We start from the raw sequence: 19,504 nt of genomic DNA on the forward strand, positions 1-19,504 counted from the left end.
ACGGCTCCTCATCGCCTCAAGCGACAAAAATAGATTCAGCCAGACGGAAGTCCAGCGGGTGTTGCGTTCCGGCGATTTCAATGGAAATCGGTCCGTCAAACGGCGCTTTTTGTAAAACGCGCACCTTTGCGCCTTTCACCAGCCCAATCGAAAACAAATAACGTAATTCTTCCGGCGAGCGGTTTTGAATTCGAATCACTTCCAGGGTAGTTTCCAGGTCGGCTTGCGACAGACCAATCGCGGCCTGCTCAATCATTTCGCCGGATTCATCCGGAATCGGCGAACCGTGCGGATCTTCCGTCGGACGTCCAAGTTCTTCCCACATCCGATTGGTCAACTTATCGGAAATGGCATGTTCCAAAACTTCCGCTTCTTCATCGACTTCGTCCCACTGATAGCCCAATCGCTCCACCAGAAACAATTCCAGAATGCGATGTTTGCGAATCATGCCCAAAGCCACTTTTCGCCCGGCATCGGACAAGGCCACGCCATAATAAGGCTCGTAACGAATCAACGCTTTATCCGCCAGCTTTTTGAGCATATTGGAAACCGAGGCCTGCGAAATCGCCAAACGCTCGGCAATCGCCGACGTACTCACACCTTTATCGGTCTCATTTGCTTCTTCAAGCTTGTAGATGATTTTCAGATAATCTTCAAGTGCCTTACTGGCCATCACATTACGCCTTCGAGATATCCGTCGCCATCATTTCCTGCACCACAGAGGCATCGGGAAAGCCCAGAATATACACCACCACGAACAACGCCAGGAAAATGAATCGGGTCAGCCCCTTAAACGGCAAGGCCGGGTGTGAAATGATGCTGAACCCCAATGCACTGACCACGGCTCCCCATGCGGACAAGGTCACGCCCAGTAACGCCATCAGGACACCAAAGGCCATGGCATAGTAATGCCAAGTAAATTTTGCTTTTTGTGCCGGCATCTGTCTTCCTCAAAATCCATTTTAACTATGCACTATTTTAATGCATTATGCCCCATATTTTAAAAACTTTGCGACATGAACCTGAAAAGTTTTTCAGTTACAATCTACCCCATCCAAGCGATCGCTTCGCTTTCTCGAATGGAAGCGATTGAAAAACTTAAAAAATAAAGGAAAACCGATGAAAAAAACCGTTGTTGTTGTCGGCCTGGGAGAACTGGGCAGTGTCTTCGCACGTGGCTTTTTACGACTGGGGCACCCCGTTCAGGGCGTGATGCGCAATCAGAATATTGACGAAATGGCGAATGAGATTCCGGACCCGGAAGCCGTTCTAATTGCCGTCGGTGAAGCCGACATTCACCAGGCCATCCAAAACTGCCCAGCCAACTGGGCCGACAAGGTGATTTTACTGCAAAATGAACTGCTGCCTCGGGATTGGGCGGAATCGGCCCTCCAAAACCCGACCGTTATCTCCGTTTGGTTTGAGAAGAAAAAAGGCATGGACAGCAAAGTCGTGTTGCCGTCACCGGTTTTCGGCCCGCACAGCAAACTGGTTTTCAATGCCCTCTCACAAGTAGATTTACCGTGCATTCAGCTCGACAACGAAGACGAACTTTTATACGAGCTGGTGCGCAAGAATCTTTACATTCTGACCACCAACATTGCCGGTTTGGAAGTTGGCGGCAATGTGGACCAGCTTAAACACCAGCATGCCGACGTCATGAATGCTGTAGCGCAAGACGTCTTGGACATTCAGGACGCTTTAACGGACTCTCAACAAGACCGGGAAAAGCTGATGGCGGGCTTGGACGAAGCCATCCACGGCGACTTGGAACATAAGTGCATGGGCCGCTCCGCCCCGGCACGCTTAACGCGTGCTTTAACGTTTGCCGACCAATTTGGATTGGCCGTGCCGACCTTACGTAAAATCGCTACCGACCACCTATAAACCGCGCATCGTCAATTTCAAAAAACCGCCAGGCCTGGCGGTTTTCGCCCTTGCCAACTCAAACTAACAAACCCATCTGCTAGACGAACCATTGATTGAACACGGCAAAAGACCGAACGTTTAAATACGGCTTGGAAAATAACAATTTTAATATGAAGGAAAATGGTGGGTCGTGCGCGATTCGAACGCGCGACCAATTGGTTAAAAGCCAACTGCTCTACCAGCTGAGCTAACGACCCTTAATATAATGAAAGGATTCCAAATTAGATAAGACCATTTGCATAAATGGTGGGTCGTGCGCGATTCGAACGCGCGACCAATTGGTTAAAAGCCAACTGCTCTACCAGCTGAGCTAACGACCCTCTCTGGAATGGGGCGTATTATACAAGGTGAGAGCGGTTTGGCAAGTTGTTTTTGGGCTTTTTTCGAACTTTTTTAGTGCGTGTTCACGTAAACCGTCGGGTCGGCCACGCCAGCCGCTTCAAACCCTTGTTTACGCAACCGGCAAGAATCACAAACGCCGCACGCAGCGCCGGAATCGTCCGCCTGATAACAGGACACGGTTTGGCTGTAATCCACCCCTAAACGAATGCCTTCCTGAATGATCTGGCTTTTGGTCAAATCAATCAAAGGAGTACGAATATGCATCTTATGACCTTCCACCCCGGCTTTGGTTGCCAGGTTCGCCATGACTTCAAATGCTTGGATGAATTCGGGACGGCAATCCGGATACCCGGAATAGTCCACGGCATTGACACCGATAAAAATATCATCCGCATCCACCACTTCGGCCAACCCCAAAGCATAAGATAGGAAAATGGTGTTGCGGGCGGGTACATAGGTCACCGGAATCTGGTTTTCTTCCACGCCCGTCGTCGGCACGTCAATCGCATCATCGGTCAAAGCCGATCCGCCGATCGCACGCATATTCATCGACATGACCCGGTGTGTTTTCGCACCGAAGGCTTTAGAAACCCGTTCTGCCGCCAATAACTCGGCCCGGTGCCGCTGACCGTAATCGAAACTCATGGTATGGCATTCATAGCCTTCGGACTGGGCAATGGCTAAAACCGTAGCCGAATCCAAGCCTCCGGAGAGCAAGACAATGGCTTTTTTCACAGTGTGACTCCCTATTGCCTTATTTGCTCTTCAAATCTTTCAAGCGCTGCTCGGCTTTGGTGGCCGCTTTACCTTTCGGAAACGCTTTCAAAAGTTTTTCATATAAGGCCTTGGCTTCTTTAACCTGACCCATTTCCTGATGCATGTCAGCCGAACGCAGTAGCGCATCCGGCGCTTTGCTGGAATCCGGGTATTTTTCATACACCATTTTAAAGGCTTCCAGCGCTTTCTGATCATGCCCTAAAATCACCTCAGACTCCCCTTCCCAGTACGAAGCGTTACTGGCCAGTTCACTCTGCGGGTATTGTTTTTTGAATTTGGCAAAGGCTTCGGAAGCCGATTTGTAATCCGATTTTTTAATCAACCCAAAGGCTTGATCATAAGCTTTCTTTTCTTCGGCGGTAGCCGGGTGAATAGCATGGGTCTTCGCCTTCGATTCGGCGGCCGCTTCTTTCGCCGCTTCTCGTGATTCAACGACTGGTGTCACGGCCTCTGAACTCACCACCGGCACCGCTGTGACAGCCTTTCCGGCCGGGCGGGTTTCCAATTGATTGATGCGCTCATCGGTTTCCTGATATTGCTTCGCCATTTTGTCACGCGTTTGCGACAGCTGATATTTCAAGCGATCAATTTCACCATAAAGCTCTTGAATTTGGCGTTGCTGTTCCGCCAGACGACGGCTTAACTGGATCAACACCGGGTTGTCGGCCCGGCGCTCCAAACGCTCGACGCGCTGTTCCAATGATTGAGTGGCGGCTTGAACCGTTGCGCTAAAACCGACCACCGCCAACAGTAGGGCCATTGCAGATGTCAGAGCTTTTACCATCGTGATTGACTCCGGAAATTATTGTGCTTTGATTTCGACTCGACGGTTTTTCGACCAGGCTTCTTCATCGTGCCCTTCACTCGCAGGCACTTCTTCACCCATGGTGATGACATCGATTCGATCGTCGCTCACACCGTACAACATAAAAGCTTCCGCCACGGCTTTGGCTCGACGTTCGCCCAAAGCCAAATTGTACTCCGGCGTACCACGTTCATCGGTATGCCCCACCAATTGAATCTTTTCATCCGGATTATCCACCAAAATCGCCGCATAATGCTTCACGGTTTCCAGAGAGGTATCGTCCACAATATATTGATCGTAACCGAAATAAATCACCGGCTCGAAGGTCTGCCCCATATCGGTCACGGGTTGATTCGCGGCGTTCAAATCCTGACTGGCCAGTTCTTCGCTGCTCACCGCCGCGCCAGTGGCACCACCGGCGCCCATGACTTCGACTTCATTGATTTCACCGGTATCGGCTTTCTCCAGCTCAAGACGCGCTCTTTCTTCATAATCCACGCCGGAATCATCCGTTGCCGGATCGATGTTCATATCGGCATTTTCGCCGGTTTTCGGGTTGCTGCTACACGCGGCCAATGACGCAATTAAAGCAATGCCCAAGCCCAGTTTCAGTTGATTGTACATACCCAACTCCTTAGATGTCATGTGTTTCGTAAGTCAGTCTCAGTTCGACTGAAAAGGCCCCCAGGACGGCGAACGGACTTCGCCCTTCTGAACGCTTAGAATCTGTGTCGTATTGTTATTCGGTGAAACCACCGCCAATTTACCCTGTCCGCCTTGGTTCATGGCATACAAAATCATTTCACCATTCGGCGAAAAGCTCGGAGACTCATCCAGGTAAGTTTTTGTCAGGATATTGAATTCATCATTATACAAGTCCAACAAACCGATGTGAAAGCCCCCGTTGGCGTGAACCATCGCGACGTAACGTCCATCCGGCGACACGGCCGGATTGGCGTTATAACGACCGACGAAGGAAACACGGCGAATTTCACCGGTATCCAAGAAAACCTGGAAGATTTGCGGCTGGCCGCGGCGATCCGAATTGAAGAACAAGGAGTGCCCGTTCGGCGCCCAAACTGCTTCAGTTTCAATCGCCCAGTTACGTGTCAATCGTCGCAACTTCTTGGTTTTCATATTCATGATATACACATCGGCCGATCCATCTTTGGATAAGGTCAGTGCCAAATGCTTACCGTCCGGTGACCAGTTCGGCGCACCGTTAATGCCTTTATAACTGGCAACGATTTCACGCGTTTTGCCATCCAAACTTTGAACGGCAATCTCCGAACGGCCGTTTTCAAAGGTAACATAAGCCAACTGCTTGCCATCCGGCGACCAGCTCGGCGACATGATTGGCTTGCTTGACCGTAAAATCGGTTGTGAATTGTAGCCGTCCGAATCGGCCACTTCCAAACTGAATTGTTTTTTACCGTCAACTGTCTTCACCGTCACATAAGCGATACGGGTATTGAATGCGCCGCGAATCCCCGTCAGCTCTTCGTAAATCAGGTCGCTCATTTTGTGCGCCACTTGGCGTAAGGCACTTTTTGGAATATTGACCCAACGCTTACCGATGACCTGCTGCTTACGTAGCAAATCAATGAATCGCATTTCGATTTCATAATGCCCGTTGGCGTCTTCCTTCAATTGCCCAATCAACAGATTGTCGGATCCCAATTGCTTCCATTCAGCAAAATCAACCTCATCCAACGTCTTCGGGCGTGCCGGCAAACGACTTTCCGCCACCGGGCGGAATTTACCGCTGCGCAGCAGATCATTCCCGATGACATCACTCATGTTTACGGGCGGCGTCACGGTTTTTCCCTGCCACTCAAACGGCAGAATCGCAACCGGTAATGCACTGTCCGAACTCTGGTCAATTTGAATGGTCAGATCGGCCTGCGCCGTTCCAACCCACAACCATAGAAACGCGATGAAATACTGGGAAACTTTCTTCATATTCGACATCATTGTGATTCAGCTCTGCAACTTTTGTATTTTAAGGGTTAAAAATAAACTTGATGTTTCGTTCAAACAGCTCCTTGACCGGTGGTGCCGGGAGCGGTTCGGCACGATACACCGCCTTGACCGCATCTTTTTGGAACTGTTCGTTGGCAAACTTATTACATTGTTCGACTTTTACACCACTGATCATGCCTTTTGGCGTTTGTGTAATCGACAAAACGCACTGAGCTTCATCAGAGACTTTTGCCGCCGTACGCCAGTTATCCTTAACACTGGCCGCAATCGACGAAATATAGGTCTCACGCAGGCTCTGCATTTCTTTTTCTTTTGCGGCCTGACGACGCTTGGCTTCTTCCGCGGCAATTTGCTGCTGCAACGCCGTCTCGGCTTCTTGTTGCTCTTTTTGCAGACGCGCCTGGAGTGCCGCTTCTTCTAGACGTTTCTTTTCAGCATTCTGCTTTTTGATTTGCTCTTGCAACGCCCGTTTCTTCGCCTCTTCTTCCTGACGTTGTTTCTCGGCGGCGGCCACCATTTTTTTGGCTTCCTCACGCTTTTTCTCAGCCAATACGGCTTCTTTTTTGGCCTGTTCGGCTAAACGTTTGGCTTCGGCTACCCGTTTCTGCTCCGCCGCAACACGCTGCTGCTCGATTTCCGCCAAGCGCTTGGCTTCTTCGGCACGGCGCTTTTCGGCCAAGGCCTGTTTCTTCGCCAATTCCGTTTTGCGTTTTTCTTCCAATTGCTGCTTTTGCAAATCTGCCAAGCGGCGCTTTTCGGCTTCAGAGCGTTTTTTCAACGCTTCCTGCTCTTTTCGCTTGGCTTCTTCCTGTTGCTTGATTTTAGCTAGCTGCTCCTTCACCAATGCCGAATCAACCGCAAACGTTTTCATCGGTTCAACCTGCTTAACCTGAGTGATTTCCCCTTCTTCGGAATCACTTTGCAGCGTCACTTTCAAGATCGGGTCATCATCAAAGGAACCGAAAACCAAACCGATAGCAATAACGACATGCAACAAGACTGCGGCTGATAAGGCCAAAGGATGACGAATAACAAATGCAAACATACTTATTTCTCTTCCGGCTCCGTCATAAGGGAAACCTGTTGAACGCCATTGGCTTTCAACAATACAAATAGGTTAACCACTTTACCGTACGGCGTTTGGCGATCCCCTTGAATATAAAATGGTTGATTCGGCTTCAGCTGAGCGCGCGCGACAACTTCTGCAACCAGGTTTGCCAAGTCTTTTTGCCCCAATACGGTGTCCGGAGCCTCGGAGGTTTTGTAAAGACCGTCCGCCGTAACAGTAATGACAAACGGTTCAACCGGCTTGGCATCGGCCTGTTTTTGATTTTGCACTCGCGGCGTTTGCGGTAAATCGACAGTCACCGCTTGTTGGACGATCGGAGCGGTAATCATGAAGATAATCAACAGAATCAAGGTGACGTCGATATACGGCACCACATTGATTTCCGACATCAGGCGTTTACGGGATTGAGAACGAAAAGAGTTGCGCATCGGACTCATCCCTGTTCGGCTTCCATTTTCTTCTCAAGCGCGTGCGCCTGACGCTGGATAATGGTCAGGAAGCCTTCGGCAAAGTTTTCGTACAGCCCCACCACTCGGTCGGCCTTAACCGACAAACGGTTATAGGCGATAACAGCCGGAATCGCGGCGAACAAGCCCATTGCGGTTGCAATCAAGGCTTCGGAAATCCCCGGCGCCACGGCCGCCAAAGTCGCGTTCTGAATATCCCCCAAAGAAGAGAAAGCGTGCATGACCCCCCAGACCGTACCGAACAGGCCAATGTAAGGAGCGGACGAACCGACCGTCGCCAACAAAGGGGTTTGGTTTTCCAGGGTTTCCACTTGACGGGAAAAGGCTACGCGCATCGCGCGTTGCGTGCCGTTCATCAAATCGGAGGCATCCAAAACACCTTGTTTCTTAAGATTGACGAATTCTTTAAAACCGGCTTCGAAAATCGAGGCACTCCCACGCTTATCCTCTTCATTAGCGACTTGGTTATACAGTTGTGTCAACTCGGTGGTTTGCCAGAACACATCGTCGAAGGCCTTGGCTTCGGCCGCCGCCTTACGAATTTGATAGGATTTCGCGAAGGTAATCGCCCAAGCCATGATTGACATCAACAACAAAATCAACATCACACCCTGAACGACCGGGCTGGCGTCCAAAATCAACTCCATCAAGGAATGTTCATTCATCTTCAAATTTCTCCGGTAGTGCTAACCCCAGATGGCGGTACGCGGTTTGCGTCACCACCCGTCCCCGGGGCGTACGAACTAAAAAGCCCTGCTGCACAAGAAACGGTTCGATGACATCTTCAATCGTCCCTCTTTCTTCGCCTAAGGCCGCAGCAATGCTGTCGATGCCCACAGGGCGGCTTTCAAATTTTTCAATCAACAGTTCCAGCAGTCGCCGGTCCATCTTATCCAGACCGAGCGGGTCCACTTCCAACAAGTTCAAGGCGGCATCGGCAATGTCTGCGGTAATAATGCCGTTCCCCTTCACTTGGGCATAGTCCCGCACTCGACGCAGCAAACGGTTGGCGATACGTGGCGTGCCGCGTGAACGGCGTGCAATTTCCAAGGCGCCGTCCAACTGGGTATCCATGCCGAGAATATTGGCGGAACGACTGACAATCTGAGCCAACTCGTCTTCCGAATAAAACTCCAGGCGCTGGACGATACCGAAACGATCGCGCAACGGTGACGTCAACAGCCCGGCGCGCGTGGTCGCGCCCACCAAGGTAAAGGGTGGAATATCGATTTTCACGGTCTGGGCAGCCGGCCCTTCACCGATAATGATATCGATCTGGAAATCTTCCATCGCCGGATACAGAATCTCTTCCACAATCGGGCTGAGACGGTGAATCTCATCGACAAACAGAACGTCGTTCGGTTCCAAACGCGTCAAGATGGCGGCCAGATCGCCCGGTTTTTCAATGACCGGTCCGGATGTCTGGCGTAAGGTGACGCCCATTTCCTGGGCGATGATATTGGAAAGCGTGGTTTTACCCAGGCCTGGCGGGCCATATAACAAAACGTGATCTAAATGTTCGTTACGCATTTTCGCCGCATGAATCGACAATTGAAGCTGCTCACGAACCGCCTGCTGTCCAATGTAGTCGGTAATCATCTGTGGGCGAACAGATGGCTGAACATACATGTCTTCTTCTAACGCCTGTCCACCGACAATACGATCCGTTTCAATCATCTTAAACCCGTCACCTTAGCTCAGTGCCATTACTTAGTCGAATAACGCAACTCATTATAATCTTTATCTTATCTTTTTTGAGTTGAATTTCGTTATTGCCTCCACCGGTCAAGTGCTTCAGGGTATCGTTTTCATCCGATACATGCCGGATGATTATATGATTGGTTATCGATATTCTAACGGTGCCCTCGTCAGACACCATTGAAAAAGTTTGAAGCCGAAGAATGCCGACTTCCGATTTTCATAACTTGATGGTCATCAAGGCCTGTTTGATGGTTTCTTCCAAGCTCAAGCCCTTTTCCACCGCATTGACCATTTTTTCGGCCTGCGCCGGTTTATAACCTAAGGACACCAGCGCTTCGATGGCTGGCGCCATGTTTCCAACCGTTTCGAGTTTCGGGCTTGCGGTGCCCGCAGAAGGCGCCACCCCGTCCACGGCGCCCCAGCCCTTCAAGCGGTCACGCATTTCGATTACGAGACGCTCGGCGGTTTTCTTACCCACGCCTGGAATTTTGGTCAAGGCCGGAGCATCACCGACATCCACCAACCCGACAAAATCGTTGACCGACATGGCCGACAGAATGCCAATGGCCATTTTCGCACCGATACCGTTTACTTTAATCAGTTCTTTGAACAAATTGCGCTCTTGCTCAGTGGCGAAACCGAACAACAACATGGCGTCTTCCCGCACATGCATGTGCGTCAGCAACGTCACATCGGCGCCGGCTTCGCCAATGGCGTAAAAAGTGGACATCGGCGCTTCAATTTCGTAGCCGACGCCATTCACATCAATCAAAATCTGCGGTGGGCGTTTGGCGTGTAATTTTCCCGATAAAAAACCAATCATAACAATCCTTAAAACTTGGAACCTTTGGAAATTTTTTCCGGGTCGATGCCCAGGGTTAAATAACGATCATGGCACAGGGCGGCGGCCAAGGCATCGGCGGCATCTTCCTGCGGGCTTTCGGTCAGCTTTAAAAGGTTTTGCACCATAAACTGCACCTGATCTTTGGAGGCATGCCCCTGCCCGACAATCGTGCTTTTGATTTGCGTCGGCGTGTACTCCATAATCGGAATTTCTTTCAGGGCGGCGGCACACAAAATGACACCACGTGCCTGGCCGAGCTTGATTGCCGAATTGGGATTTTTGTAAACAAACACTTTTTCAATCGCCATCACTTGCGGTTGATATTGGTCGATGATTTGGCAGACGGATTCGAAGATGGTTTTCAAACGCTCGGCACCGGACAGCTTTTCAACCCGAATCACCCCGCTCAACAAATAACTCGGATGATAACGGCCCGACTCAATCAAGCCGAAACCGGCTTTACGAGACCCGGGATCAATGCCTAAAATGCGTTGTAACTCTGCCACATAACATCCTGAAAATTCAATTAAAACCACCAGGCCTGGCAGTTTTTACATATTGGCCTAATTTGCGCATCCATTAACTGCACCATCACCGCATCGGACACGCCGATATTGGAATACACATTCTGAACATCGGCCAGATATTTCAAAGCGACGACGAACGCCACTCCGACCTCAGTCGCCGGATGCTTTGCTTTGTACCAGCCCTTTGGCGCGCGAGAATTCCAACATACGCTCAACCGACTGCAAGGCTTTTTGACGAATGGACTCTTCAATCAGAATCTCACCGGTTTCGTTTTCCAAACAGGCGGCCAAATTATGCAAGCCATTCATCGCCATCCAAGGGCAATGCGCGCAACTGATGCAATGCCCGCTTTTACCGCCAGTCGGCGCGACAATCAACTCTTTTTCCGGCGCCAATTGCTGCATTTTATAGAAGATACCGTAATCGGTCGCCACGATGAATTTTTGGTCCGGCAGGGTCTGCACCGCGTCAATCATCACGCGAGTCGACCCGACCACATCGGCCAGATCGACCACTTCCGCGGGCGACTCCGGATGCACGATGACTTTTGCGTCCGGGTGTTTTTCTTTCAAGGACTGCAATTCATACATCTGGAATTCGTCGTGTACGATGCAATGCCCCTGCCAGCGAATCATACCGACACCGGTTTCTTTTTGAATCCAGTGCCCCAAATGCCGGTCCGGCGCCCAAATGATTTTTTCGCCCTGCTCTTTCAGATGGGTGACGATTTCCAAGGCATTGCCCGACGTCACCACCCAGTCCGCCAAGGCCTTAACCTCGACACTGGTATTGGCGTACACCACGACCTTATGATCCGGATACTGCGCACAAAACTCGGCAAACTCTTTTGGCGGGCAACTTTCGTCCAAGGAACAGGTCGCATTCAAATCCGGCATCAGAATGGTTTTTTCCGGGCTGAGCATTTTCGCCGTCTCACCCATGAATCGCACCCCGCACACCACCAACATATCGGCTTCGGATTGCGCGCCGAAATTGGCCATTTCAAGGGAATCCGCGACCTTGCCGCCGGTTTCTTCCGCCAACGCCTGCAGGTCGTCATCCACATAATAGTGCGCGACCAGTTGAGCATTTTTCTCCTTGAGCAGGCGTTTGATTTTATCTTTCAACGCCTGCTTTTCGGCGGCATCCATCACAGGCGGTACCGGCGCCGACTGCGCCAGCAAATCGATGCGACTGAGCAACTCAACCGGTACGCTGGTGGCTAGTGAAGGCATAATTTCTCCTGACCGAACCGAATCAGTCGGCCTGTTTTTCCGTCAAGGATTTACGGAAACGCAATTCCAAATCCGCCATTTGGGCGTTATCGACCAGGCCTGGTGCATCGGTCAACATACACGCCGCCGACTGGGTTTTCGGGAAGGCAATCACGTCGCGAATCGAATCGCGCTTCGCCATCAACATCACCAGTCGATCCAGACCGAAGGCCATCCCGGCATGCGGTGGACAACCGTATTTCAACGCATTCAACAGGAAGCCGAACTTCTCTTCGGCTTCTTCGTCGGAAATGCCCAGCATTTTCAACACCGCCGCTTGCATGTGGGTGTCGTGGATACGCACCGACCCACCGCCGACTTCAATACCGTTAATGACCAAGTCATAGGCACGAGACAGCATTTGATGCGGTGCATCGTGATTCAAAATTTCTTCCGTCGTGGCTTTCGGCTGCGTGAACGGGTGGTGAATTGCCGTCATTCGAGCGGTTTTCTCATCCATTTCAAACATTGGGAAGTCAACGACCCAAACCGGTGCCCATTCGCGCTCGATCATGTCCAGGTCTTCACCGATTTTACAACGCAAGGCACCTAAGGCTTCATTCACAATCTTCGCTTTATCGGCTCCGAAGAAAACGATATCGCCATCTTCGGCCCCAACACGTTCCATGATTTCCATGGCCTGATCCGGGAAGAATTTCACAATCGGCGATTGCAACCCGTCCAGCCCAGCGGACAAGTCGTTGACTTTGATATAAGCCAACCCTTTCGCACCGTAAATGCCGACGAACTTGGTGTAGTCGTCGATTTCCTTACGCGACAGTTGACCGCCTTGCGGCACACGCAAGGCCGCTACGCGCCCCATCGGGTCTTTGGCCGGCCCGGCAAAAACTTTGAATTCAATGTCCTGCAACAAATCGGCCACATCAACCAACTGCAACGGAATACGCAAATCCGGGCGATCGATGCCGTATTTTTCGATGGCTTCGGCATAGGTCATGCGCGGGAAGTCATAATCAAAGTTCACATCCACACCGTCTCGGAAAATGGTTTTGGTCAAACCTTCCATCATGTCCATGACTTCTTCTTCGGTCATAAACGAGGTTTCGATATCCAACTGGGTGAATTCCGGCTGACGATCGGCACGTAAGTCTTCATCACGGAAACAACGGGTAATTTGGTAATAACGGTCAAAGCCGGACATCATCAGCAACTGTTTGAACAGCTGCGGGGACTGCGGCAAGGCAAAAAACTTGTTCGGATGGGTTCGGCTCGGCACCAGATAATCGCGAGCGCCTTCCGGTGTGGATTTGGTCAAAATCGGTGTTTCCATATCCATAAAGCCATTGTCATCCAGATAACGACGCATGGAACGCGTGACTCGGTAACGGGTACGCAAAGCTTCCTGCATTTCATCACGACGCAAATCCAGATAACGATACGTTAGGCGCACCTCTTCGGAAATGTGTTTATCGTCCAACTGAAACGGAATCGGTTCAGCCGCGCTCAACACTTCCAAATCATCGGCAACGATTTCGATTTTCCCGGTGGCCATTTTCGGGTTGATGGTTTCCGGCGTTCGAGCGCACACCTTACCTTGCACTTTCAACACATATTCGGAACGGACACGCTCCGCGATATTGAACATGGCGTCATTGCCCGGATTCACCACTACCTGAACAAGTCCTTCACGATCACGCAAATCAATGAAGATGACCCCACCGTGGTCACGGCGGCGATGTACCCAGCCCGACACGGTGACTTGCTGGCCTTCCAAAGTTTCAGTTACTTGTCCACAATAGTGTGTACGCATCATATCGTTTATTACCTTATCTTACTAAAACACCCCGAAACCGGCGCATCCTATTTTTCAATGGTTAAAAATTAAGTTCAATTCTGTTTTTCAGTCGACGGTAAATCATCGTTTTTGGTCTTATCCAGTTCGATGGGTTCGATCACCTCGATCACAGTGCCGGCATTATCGACTTTTTGCCAAGGCGGCACAACCACCCCGCCGGAAATGACCATTTTCAATGCATCATCGACACTCATGTCCAACTCGATGATTTCATTGTTCGACGCCATGATGAAAAAACCGGACGTCGGGTTCGGCGTGGTCGGCACAAACAGGTTAACCACTTCCTGCATATTGGTCTTCATCTGCGCTTCACCCTGGGTTTTGCTGGTTTGAAACGCTAATGTCCATAAGCCCGCACGCGGATATTGCAGTAAATACACCTTCTGAAAGGTTTGGGACCCCGAACCGAACAAGGCTTCGGCAATCTGTTTCACCGCGGTGTAAATCGACCGCACCAACGGGATACGGGACAAGAGCTTTTCCCATATGCCAAACAGATAGCGCCCGAAGAAGTTCGCCACCAGCATCCCGGTCACAAAAATCAGCACAAACGACAGAATAATGCCGAAGCCCGGAATATGGCGCCCTAACAATTCATCCGGCCGCAAATGCTCCGGCAACAACAGCAGACTCTGGTCAAACAGATTGACCAAAAAGATCAAAGCGGCAATCGTTACCCCTAAAGGCAACCACACCAACAAACCGGCAATTAAATAACGTTTGATAAATGACATTTGTCCCGCTTCGCGAATTGTTAAATCAAGCCTTTTATTATATAAGAATTCGAATCTTTTTGGCAGGATTCATACGATTCTCCTGCGATTTGTGCCAGATTTATAAAACACCCTGCAAACGATAAAAATTCCCGGAAACACTTGCACTTTACCGAAGTTGCCCTAAGATTAGGAAAACATCGACCAACAACGCGAAAAAACCATGAAAAACACCCCGCCCACAACGCAGACTTTGCTGATTACAGGTGCCTCCACCGGCATCGGACATCATGCCGCCAAACACTTCCACCAACAGGGGTATCGCGTCATTGCCACCTGCCGTAAACCGAGTGATGTCGAACAACTCAAAAACCTGGGCATCGAGTGCGTGCAGATGGATCTGGCCGATACCGAATCCATCCGTCAGGCGGTGGACACCATTTTGTCGATGACACAACGCATCGACTTGCTGTTCAATAACGCCGCTTTCGGTCTGCCCGGCGCGGTGGAAGACCTAAGCCGTGACGCGCTCCGCCATCAGTTCGAAACCAACGTCTTCGGCACGCAAGAACTCACCAACCGCTTACTGCCCACCTTTCGCGCGCAAGGGTTCGGAAAAATCGTCTATAACAGCTCCATCCTCGGGTTTGCCGCCATGCCGTATCGCGGCGCTTACAATGCCAGCAAATTTGCAATTGAAGGGCTCGCCGACACCCTACGCCTGGAACTCAAAGAGACGGGCATTCAAGTCGTGCTCATCGAGCCGGGCCCGATTATTTCCAACTTCCGCGCCAATGCCTATGCGCAATTCAAACACTGGATCGCCAAAGAGCAAAGCGCACATCGCGACAACTACAATGCCATGATCGACCGTTTGGAAACCGAAGGCCCCACCGCGCCTTTCACGCTCGGACCGGAAGCCGTCACATCGGCCGTGGAAAAAGCTCTGAAATCCACCAGGCCTGCCCTGCGCTACCGAATCACCTTTCCGACAGTACTGTTCGCTTACCTCAAACGCGTCCTTCCCGGACGCTGGCTCGACGCCCTTTTGATTCAGGCAGGTGGCAATGGCAAACGTTAAGCGCCTGTTGCCGCTCGCTTTTTGCTGGCTCTTTCTGCTTCCAACCACTAACAGCTTGGCGGCCGAAACTGAAACAAAACGCCCGAAAGTCGGGTTGGTACTCCCGGGCGGCGGTTCGCACGGCTTGGCGCACATCGGCGTCATTAAACAGCTGGAGCGTTTGAATGTTCCCATCGATTACATTTCAGGCACCAGCATGGGCGCCTTGATTGGCGGGCTCTACGCGTCCGGCCTCAGCACCCGGGAAATCGAAAATTTCGTCACCCACGTCAACTGGGACCAAACCTTCGTGGACGAAAACTCCCGACACTTCTTATCGTTTCGCCGCAAACAGGACCAATTCCATTATTTCGTCAAAGGGGAATTCGGCCTAAACGACGGCTACTTCAAACTGCCCAGCGGCTTGTTACTCGGACAACAACAGGCCACTCTCCTGAAAGGCATGACACTTCCGGTCAGCAACATTCACGATTTCGACAAACTGCCGATTCCTTTTCGAGCCGTCGCCACCGATGCACGTACCGGCGAGGAAGTCGTCTTAAAATCCGGCGACCTCGCACAAGCCCTCCGCGCCAGCATGTCGGTACCCGGGATTTTCGCGCCGGTCAAGGTGGACGGCCGCTATCTGGTGGACGGCGGCGTCACCAACAACACACCGGTGAATGTGGTGCGTAACATGGGCGCCGACATTGTGATTGTGTCCGACACCCACACTCAAACACCGGAAGACGAAGCCATGGATTCGTATTTGAGCATCACCAGCCAAATCATTTCCAGCATGATCACCGCCAACAGTTTACGTCAACTGGCCACCCTTAAACCCGGTGACGTACTGATTCGCCCCATTATTCCCGAAACATTCAGCCCCACCGATTTCAGCCACCCCAAAGAACTCATTCAAATCGGCTCGGAAGCCGCACTGGCGAAAACCGATCAACTGAAAACCTTAAGCGACCCGAGTTATCACATCCCGTCCAATCAACGCACTTGGGGCGTCATTGACGACATCAAAATTCTCAATACAACCCATCTGTCAGACGATGTCATTCGCCATTACATTCACCAACAAGTCGACCAGCCTATTGACCGGATTCAACTGGAAACCGACATCACCACCCTCTATGGCCTGGGTTTTTTCGAACTCATCACCTATGAAATCAGCCGGAAAGATGACCGCAATGTCCTGACCGTCAAAACCACTCCGCCGTCCTGGGGACCGAATTTCTTCAAACTGAAACTTAATCTCGCCTCCAACCTGGACGACAGCAATGTATTCAATATCGGGTTACGGCATACTTACTCACCGGCCAACGGATTGGGCGGTGAATGGCGGAATGAAATCAATATTGGCCAGACACAACGGCTGAAAACCGCCTTTTACCAACCGTTAGATACGGGACAGCAACTCTACATTCAACCGGCCTTTGAAGCCAAAAGCCGCATCTACGACATCAACGACCAAAACAGCATCGCCTCCGTGCAGCTAGAGCAACAAACCCTGACTCCGAGCCTGGAAATGGGCTACAACTTCAATCTGAATCTAAGAACCTACGTCGGATACGACTGGGAAGCCGGCGAGCTGGTCTTGGGCAAAAACGCCAGCTCGCAGCAAAAAGAGACCTATGACGACAACATCGTCTATATCGGGTTGAAATACGACAGTTTGGATCAGGTCGCTTTCCCGCGAAAAGGCACCCTGCTGGATTTGTCATATCACAATACTCTTTACAATATCGACAAAGCCGGCAAGGTGCAGGAATTCAAATCCTTCCTGTCCAGCTACTTCTCACACGGCCGCCATACAGTCAACTTCCATTTTGAAGCGACCGACCTGCAAGCCGACCAGGCCGACGACATCCACAACTTCTACACCCTGGGCGGTTTCCAACGCCTATCCGGCTATGCCGAGGACGATTTGATCGGCAACAAAGTCATTTTCGCCCGCTTGAAATACCTATACCGCATGTCATCCAGCAGCAACCCGCTGAATTTTCCGTATTACCTCGGTGCGACGCTGGAAGCGGGGAATATTTACGATGAAGAGAATATCACCGGCGTCGATACCTCCGATGTCACCTGGGCCAACACCAAACAAGCCGGCAGTGTCTTCATCGGCATGAACAGTTTTATCGGGCCGATTTATTTTGCCTACGGCTATCATGACGAAGAACACCAGTCGCTGTATTTCTACTTCGGGCACTCCTTCAACTAAACCCGCGCCTTAATCTGAAAACAGCATACGGTACGGACGCTCGATTTCCTGCATCACTTTTTGCAGACTGAAACTGCGCACTTCCTCGATAAAGCGTTGCCCGGTGAAAAACACCTGCAAGGTCGGCAAGGTAAACACGCCGTTCTGTGAACAAATGTCCGTCACCTCATGGCAATCCACATACACCATTTTGATGTTTGGATAAGACGCCTCGACCAGCTCAATCAACTTCGGCTTGATGGCATGGCAGACATTGCAATCTCGCCCACCGAACAGCACCAATAAGGCTTCTTCGGCTTGCTTCAACTCATCCAACCGTTCCAACGATGTGATATTTTCCACCTTCCCTTTCTCCATTTTTGATTCCCACACCATAACGCTATTGGCCTTTTCGGCCAGGCCTGGTCAAATTCAGTATCGATTCAGAGCCAAGCGGCCCCACGAACCCCACTGGAATCCCCCCATTTCGCCGGCACCAACCGGGTATCCACCCGGTCGCTGAACACCCATTGTGCCCAAAGCTCCGGAACACGACGATACAAAAAATCCACATTGGACAAGCCGCCACCCAATACAATGACATCCGGGTCGACGACATTCATCACACTGGCCAGGCCTTTCGCCAACCAGTGCGCATAGGATTCCATATGCCGCCGGCACACTTCCTCTCCCGCTTCAGCGCCTTCGGAAATGGCCTGTGCACTCAACGGCCGTCCGTAACGTTTTTCAAAATGCATTGCCATGCCCGGTCCCGACAAAAACGTTTCCAGACAACCCTTTTGACCGCAATAACACAGATGCATTTCATCCTTCTCCGAAGGCCACGGTAACGGGTTATGCCCCCATTCTCCGGCAATGGCATTCACCCCGTTCAAAACCTGTCCATTCACCACCAAACCGCCGCCACAGCCGGTGCCCAAAATAACGGCAAAGACCACGTCTTCACCCGCCGCGGCGCCGTCAGACGCTTCCGACAACGCCAAACAATTGGCGTCGTTTGCCAACACGATGGTTTGAGATAAAGTGGCCGACAAATCAGCGGCCAAATCGCGACCGATCAAACAGGTCGAATTGGCGTTTTTGATACGGCCGGTTTGCTTAGAGACGGCACCCGGAATACCGATTCCCAAACGCGGAAAAGCCCCAAACTCCGACTCCACCCGCCGAACCAAAGAAATGATGATCGCCAAAGTCGCTGCATAATCGCCCTGCGGTGTCGGCATTCGCTCTCGCAGCAGAATATGATTGTCATCATCCAGCACCACCGCTTCGATTTTCGAGCCTCCAAGATCAATGCCTACTTTCATTGCCGTTTACTTTCCTAAATACACACTGAAATCATTGGGAAGATACCCTTCTTCCAAGACCACTTGCCGGGCAAAATCGGAACAATACTCGGCTATTTCCTCCGGCTCAAAACTCTGCAACAGCCCTCGATTAGCCGTCCAATCGTGCCGTGCATTCAACAAGTTGAACGCCACGCCGGTTTTGGCCAGGGCATACATTCGGCGAATCACGGCTTTCGCATACTCCCCTTCACAGTCGGGGGCATCCACCACTTCATTCATCGCCCCGGAACACACCACAAAATCAAACGAATTGACCGGCCAATCGAAGTCAAACAGCTCACCTTGTTGCAAACGCAAACCCGAGTGCTTAAACCCGGCAGCCTGAACCATGTCCGGTGACACATCAATACCGGTATAACGGACATCAAATTCCCGCGCCGTCAAATACGGGTAAAAATCACCAAACCCCGCCCCCACGTCCAACAGATGAAACGACCAGGCCTGGTCGTTTTTCAACCCATAACGCAACAGTAAATCTGACAACACGTCAAATCTTACCTGCTGGGCTTCGGTATTATTCCAATAAAGCGCCGTCGCCCCGTAACCGCGCTCCTGAATGGAGCGTTGGTGCCGCCGGATAATCCGCTCGCGATGCCGTTCGCTGAGTTTCATTG

22 protein-coding genes and 2 tRNA genes are annotated in these 19,504 nt (G+C 51.2%); 3 read left to right on the plus strand and 21 right to left on the minus strand.

Features of this window, described 5'->3' with window-relative positions; all coding sequences use genetic code 11:
- Positions 1-16 precede the first annotated feature (16 nt).
- Positions 17-673 carry a metal-dependent transcriptional regulator gene (locus tag AYJ59_RS08825; RefSeq protein WP_029937747.1) on the minus strand — a complete coding sequence of 219 codons (657 nt, stop codon included), beginning with the start codon at positions 671-673 and terminating at the stop codon, positions 17-19.
- A gap of 4 nt (positions 674-677) precedes the next feature.
- Positions 678-941 carry a hypothetical protein gene (locus AYJ59_RS08830; protein ID WP_029937746.1) on the minus strand — a complete coding sequence of 88 codons (264 nt, stop codon included), beginning with the start codon at positions 939-941 and terminating at the stop codon, positions 678-680.
- Positions 942-1,119: 178 nt separating this feature from the next.
- Between AYJ59_RS08830 and AYJ59_RS08835 the strand changes: the two genes are divergently transcribed.
- Positions 1,120-1,887 carry a hypothetical protein gene (locus AYJ59_RS08835; RefSeq protein WP_127119905.1) on the plus strand — a complete coding sequence of 256 codons (768 nt, stop codon included), beginning with the start codon at positions 1,120-1,122 and terminating at the stop codon, positions 1,885-1,887.
- A gap of 163 nt (positions 1,888-2,050) precedes the next feature.
- On the opposite strand, the gene AYJ59_RS08840 is transcribed toward AYJ59_RS08835, so the two are convergent.
- The 16 genes from AYJ59_RS08840 to AYJ59_RS08910 all read right to left on the minus strand — a co-directional run bounded on the left by AYJ59_RS08840 (position 2,051) and on the right by AYJ59_RS08910 (position 14,269).
- A tRNA-Lys gene (locus AYJ59_RS08840) sits at positions 2,051-2,126 on the minus strand.
- A 47-nt stretch (positions 2,127-2,173) separates the two neighbouring features.
- A tRNA-Lys gene (locus AYJ59_RS08845) sits at positions 2,174-2,249 on the minus strand.
- Between the two features lie 73 nt (positions 2,250-2,322).
- On the minus strand, positions 2,323-3,006 hold the full coding sequence (queC, locus tag AYJ59_RS08850; RefSeq protein WP_029937744.1) for a 7-cyano-7-deazaguanine synthase QueC: 684 nt from the start codon (positions 3,004-3,006) through the stop codon (positions 2,323-2,325).
- Between the two features lie 19 nt (positions 3,007-3,025).
- Positions 3,026-3,832, minus strand: a complete 807-nt coding sequence (gene ybgF, locus AYJ59_RS08855) for a tol-pal system protein YbgF (protein ID WP_081836785.1) — start codon at positions 3,830-3,832, stop codon at positions 3,026-3,028.
- Between the two features lie 18 nt (positions 3,833-3,850).
- A complete protein-coding gene (locus AYJ59_RS08860) occupies positions 3,851-4,477 on the minus strand; it encodes an OmpA family protein (protein ID WP_051673324.1) in 627 nt (208 codons plus the stop codon).
- A gap of 39 nt (positions 4,478-4,516) precedes the next feature.
- Positions 4,517-5,815 (minus strand): Tol-Pal system beta propeller repeat protein TolB, encoded by a 1,299-nt coding sequence (gene tolB / locus AYJ59_RS08865; protein WP_029937741.1) that lies wholly within the window; start codon positions 5,813-5,815, stop codon positions 4,517-4,519.
- 40 nt (positions 5,816-5,855) lie between these two features.
- On the minus strand, positions 5,856-6,881 hold the full coding sequence (gene tolA, locus AYJ59_RS08870; RefSeq protein WP_029937740.1) for a cell envelope integrity protein TolA: 1,026 nt from the start codon (positions 6,879-6,881) through the stop codon (positions 5,856-5,858).
- A gap of 2 nt (positions 6,882-6,883) precedes the next feature.
- A complete protein-coding gene (locus tag AYJ59_RS08875) occupies positions 6,884-7,333 on the minus strand; it encodes an ExbD/TolR family protein (protein ID WP_029937739.1) in 450 nt (149 codons plus the stop codon).
- A gap of 5 nt (positions 7,334-7,338) precedes the next feature.
- A complete protein-coding gene (tolQ, locus tag AYJ59_RS08880) occupies positions 7,339-8,037 on the minus strand; it encodes a protein TolQ (RefSeq protein ID WP_029937738.1) in 699 nt (232 codons plus the stop codon).
- Entirely contained in the window at positions 8,030-9,001 is a 972-nt protein-coding gene (ruvB, locus tag AYJ59_RS08885) for a Holliday junction branch migration DNA helicase RuvB (protein ID WP_404811344.1), read from the minus strand. Before ruvB ends, tolQ begins: the two co-directional genes overlap by 8 nt.
- Positions 9,002-9,290: 289 nt before the next feature.
- Entirely contained in the window at positions 9,291-9,896 is a 606-nt protein-coding gene (gene ruvA, locus AYJ59_RS08890; RefSeq protein ID WP_029937735.1) for a Holliday junction branch migration protein RuvA, read from the minus strand.
- Between the two features lie 8 nt (positions 9,897-9,904).
- Positions 9,905-10,423, minus strand: coding sequence for a crossover junction endodeoxyribonuclease RuvC (gene ruvC, locus AYJ59_RS08895; protein WP_029937734.1), 519 nt, complete (start codon positions 10,421-10,423; stop codon positions 9,905-9,907).
- Positions 10,424-10,443: 20 nt separating this feature from the next.
- Positions 10,444-10,587 carry a hypothetical protein gene (locus tag AYJ59_RS12970; protein WP_164730757.1) on the minus strand — a complete coding sequence of 48 codons (144 nt, stop codon included), beginning with the start codon at positions 10,585-10,587 and terminating at the stop codon, positions 10,444-10,446.
- Between the two features lie 7 nt (positions 10,588-10,594).
- Positions 10,595-11,680 carry a quinolinate synthase NadA gene (gene nadA, locus AYJ59_RS08900; RefSeq protein WP_127119906.1) on the minus strand — a complete coding sequence of 362 codons (1,086 nt, stop codon included), beginning with the start codon at positions 11,678-11,680 and terminating at the stop codon, positions 10,595-10,597.
- Positions 11,681-11,702: 22 nt separating this feature from the next.
- Complete coding sequence (gene aspS, locus AYJ59_RS08905; protein ID WP_164730785.1) at positions 11,703-13,490, minus strand: aspartate--tRNA ligase; 1,788 nt, start codon at positions 13,488-13,490, stop codon at positions 11,703-11,705.
- Between the two features lie 77 nt (positions 13,491-13,567).
- A complete protein-coding gene (locus tag AYJ59_RS08910; RefSeq protein ID WP_237260311.1) occupies positions 13,568-14,269 on the minus strand; it encodes a DUF502 domain-containing protein in 702 nt (233 codons plus the stop codon).
- A 202-nt stretch (positions 14,270-14,471) separates the two neighbouring features.
- Here AYJ59_RS08910 and AYJ59_RS08915 point away from each other — a divergent pair, with 202 nt between their 5' ends.
- Both AYJ59_RS08915 and AYJ59_RS08920 read left to right on the plus strand, forming a co-directional pair.
- The gene (locus AYJ59_RS08915; RefSeq protein WP_127119908.1) at positions 14,472-15,329 is read left to right on the plus strand and encodes an SDR family NAD(P)-dependent oxidoreductase; all 858 of its coding nucleotides are present in this window, start codon (positions 14,472-14,474) and stop codon (positions 15,327-15,329) included.
- On the plus strand, positions 15,316-17,541 hold the full coding sequence (locus tag AYJ59_RS08920) for a patatin-like phospholipase family protein (protein ID WP_127119909.1): 2,226 nt from the start codon (positions 15,316-15,318) through the stop codon (positions 17,539-17,541). The genes AYJ59_RS08915 and AYJ59_RS08920 overlap by 14 nt, the downstream gene beginning before the upstream one ends.
- A gap of 9 nt (positions 17,542-17,550) precedes the next feature.
- Here AYJ59_RS08920 and AYJ59_RS08925 read toward each other — a convergent pair whose 3' ends face one another.
- The 3 genes from AYJ59_RS08925 to AYJ59_RS08935 form a co-directional block, all read right to left on the minus strand.
- Positions 17,551-17,883: a thioredoxin family protein gene (locus AYJ59_RS08925; protein ID WP_127119910.1), complete on the minus strand. Its 333-nt coding sequence runs from the start codon at positions 17,881-17,883 to the stop codon at positions 17,551-17,553.
- A gap of 80 nt (positions 17,884-17,963) precedes the next feature.
- Positions 17,964-18,848, minus strand: a complete 885-nt coding sequence (locus AYJ59_RS08930) for an ROK family protein (RefSeq protein ID WP_127119911.1) — start codon at positions 18,846-18,848, stop codon at positions 17,964-17,966.
- 6 nt (positions 18,849-18,854) lie between these two features.
- Positions 18,855-19,502, minus strand: coding sequence for a class I SAM-dependent methyltransferase (locus AYJ59_RS08935; protein ID WP_237260392.1), 648 nt, complete (start codon positions 19,500-19,502; stop codon positions 18,855-18,857).
- Between the last annotated feature and the right edge of the window lie 2 nt (positions 19,503-19,504).

Origin of the sequence: Thiomicrospira sp. S5, from assembly GCF_003991075.1 — a bacterium.
GTDB classification, from domain to species: Bacteria; Pseudomonadota; Gammaproteobacteria; order Thiomicrospirales; family Thiomicrospiraceae; genus Hydrogenovibrio; species Hydrogenovibrio thermophilus.

Coding starts and splice junctions, on each gene's coding strand:
- AYJ59_RS08825 (WP_029937747.1), bottom strand. CDS start 673: ATGGCCAGTAAGGCACTTGAAGATTATCTGAAAATCATCTACAAGCTT.
- AYJ59_RS08830 (WP_029937746.1), bottom strand. CDS start 941: ATGCCGGCACAAAAAGCAAAATTTACTTGGCATTACTATGCCATGGCC.
- AYJ59_RS08835 (WP_127119905.1), top strand. CDS start 1,120: ATGAAAAAAACCGTTGTTGTTGTCGGCCTGGGAGAACTGGGCAGTGTC.
- ybgF (WP_081836785.1), bottom strand. CDS start 3,832: ATGGTAAAAGCTCTGACATCTGCAATGGCCCTACTGTTGGCGGTGGTC.
- AYJ59_RS08860 (WP_051673324.1), bottom strand. CDS start 4,477: ATGTACAATCAACTGAAACTGGGCTTGGGCATTGCTTTAATTGCGTCA.
- tolB (WP_029937741.1), bottom strand. CDS start 5,815: ATGAAGAAAGTTTCCCAGTATTTCATCGCGTTTCTATGGTTGTGGGTT.
- tolA (WP_029937740.1), bottom strand. CDS start 6,881: ATGTTTGCATTTGTTATTCGTCATCCTTTGGCCTTATCAGCCGCAGTC.
- AYJ59_RS08875 (WP_029937739.1), bottom strand. CDS start 7,333: ATGCGCAACTCTTTTCGTTCTCAATCCCGTAAACGCCTGATGTCGGAA.
- tolQ (WP_029937738.1), bottom strand. CDS start 8,037: ATGAATGAACATTCCTTGATGGAGTTGATTTTGGACGCCAGCCCGGTC.
- ruvB (WP_404811344.1), bottom strand. CDS start 9,001: ATGTATGTTCAGCCATCTGTTCGCCCACAGATGATTACCGACTACATT.
- ruvA (WP_029937735.1), bottom strand. CDS start 9,896: ATGATTGGTTTTTTATCGGGAAAATTACACGCCAAACGCCCACCGCAG.
- nadA (WP_127119906.1), bottom strand. CDS start 11,680: ATGCCTTCACTAGCCACCAGCGTACCGGTTGAGTTGCTCAGTCGCATC.
- aspS (WP_164730785.1), bottom strand. CDS start 13,490: ATGCGTACACACTATTGTGGACAAGTAACTGAAACTTTGGAAGGCCAG.
- AYJ59_RS08910 (WP_237260311.1), bottom strand. CDS start 14,269: ATGTCATTTATCAAACGTTATTTAATTGCCGGTTTGTTGGTGTGGTTG.
- AYJ59_RS08915 (WP_127119908.1), top strand. CDS start 14,472: ATGAAAAACACCCCGCCCACAACGCAGACTTTGCTGATTACAGGTGCC.
- AYJ59_RS08920 (WP_127119909.1), top strand. CDS start 15,316: ATGGCAAACGTTAAGCGCCTGTTGCCGCTCGCTTTTTGCTGGCTCTTT.
- AYJ59_RS08930 (WP_127119911.1), bottom strand. CDS start 18,848: ATGAAAGTAGGCATTGATCTTGGAGGCTCGAAAATCGAAGCGGTGGTG.
- AYJ59_RS08935 (WP_237260392.1), bottom strand. CDS start 19,502: ATGAAACTCAGCGAACGGCATCGCGAGCGGATTATCCGGCGGCACCAA.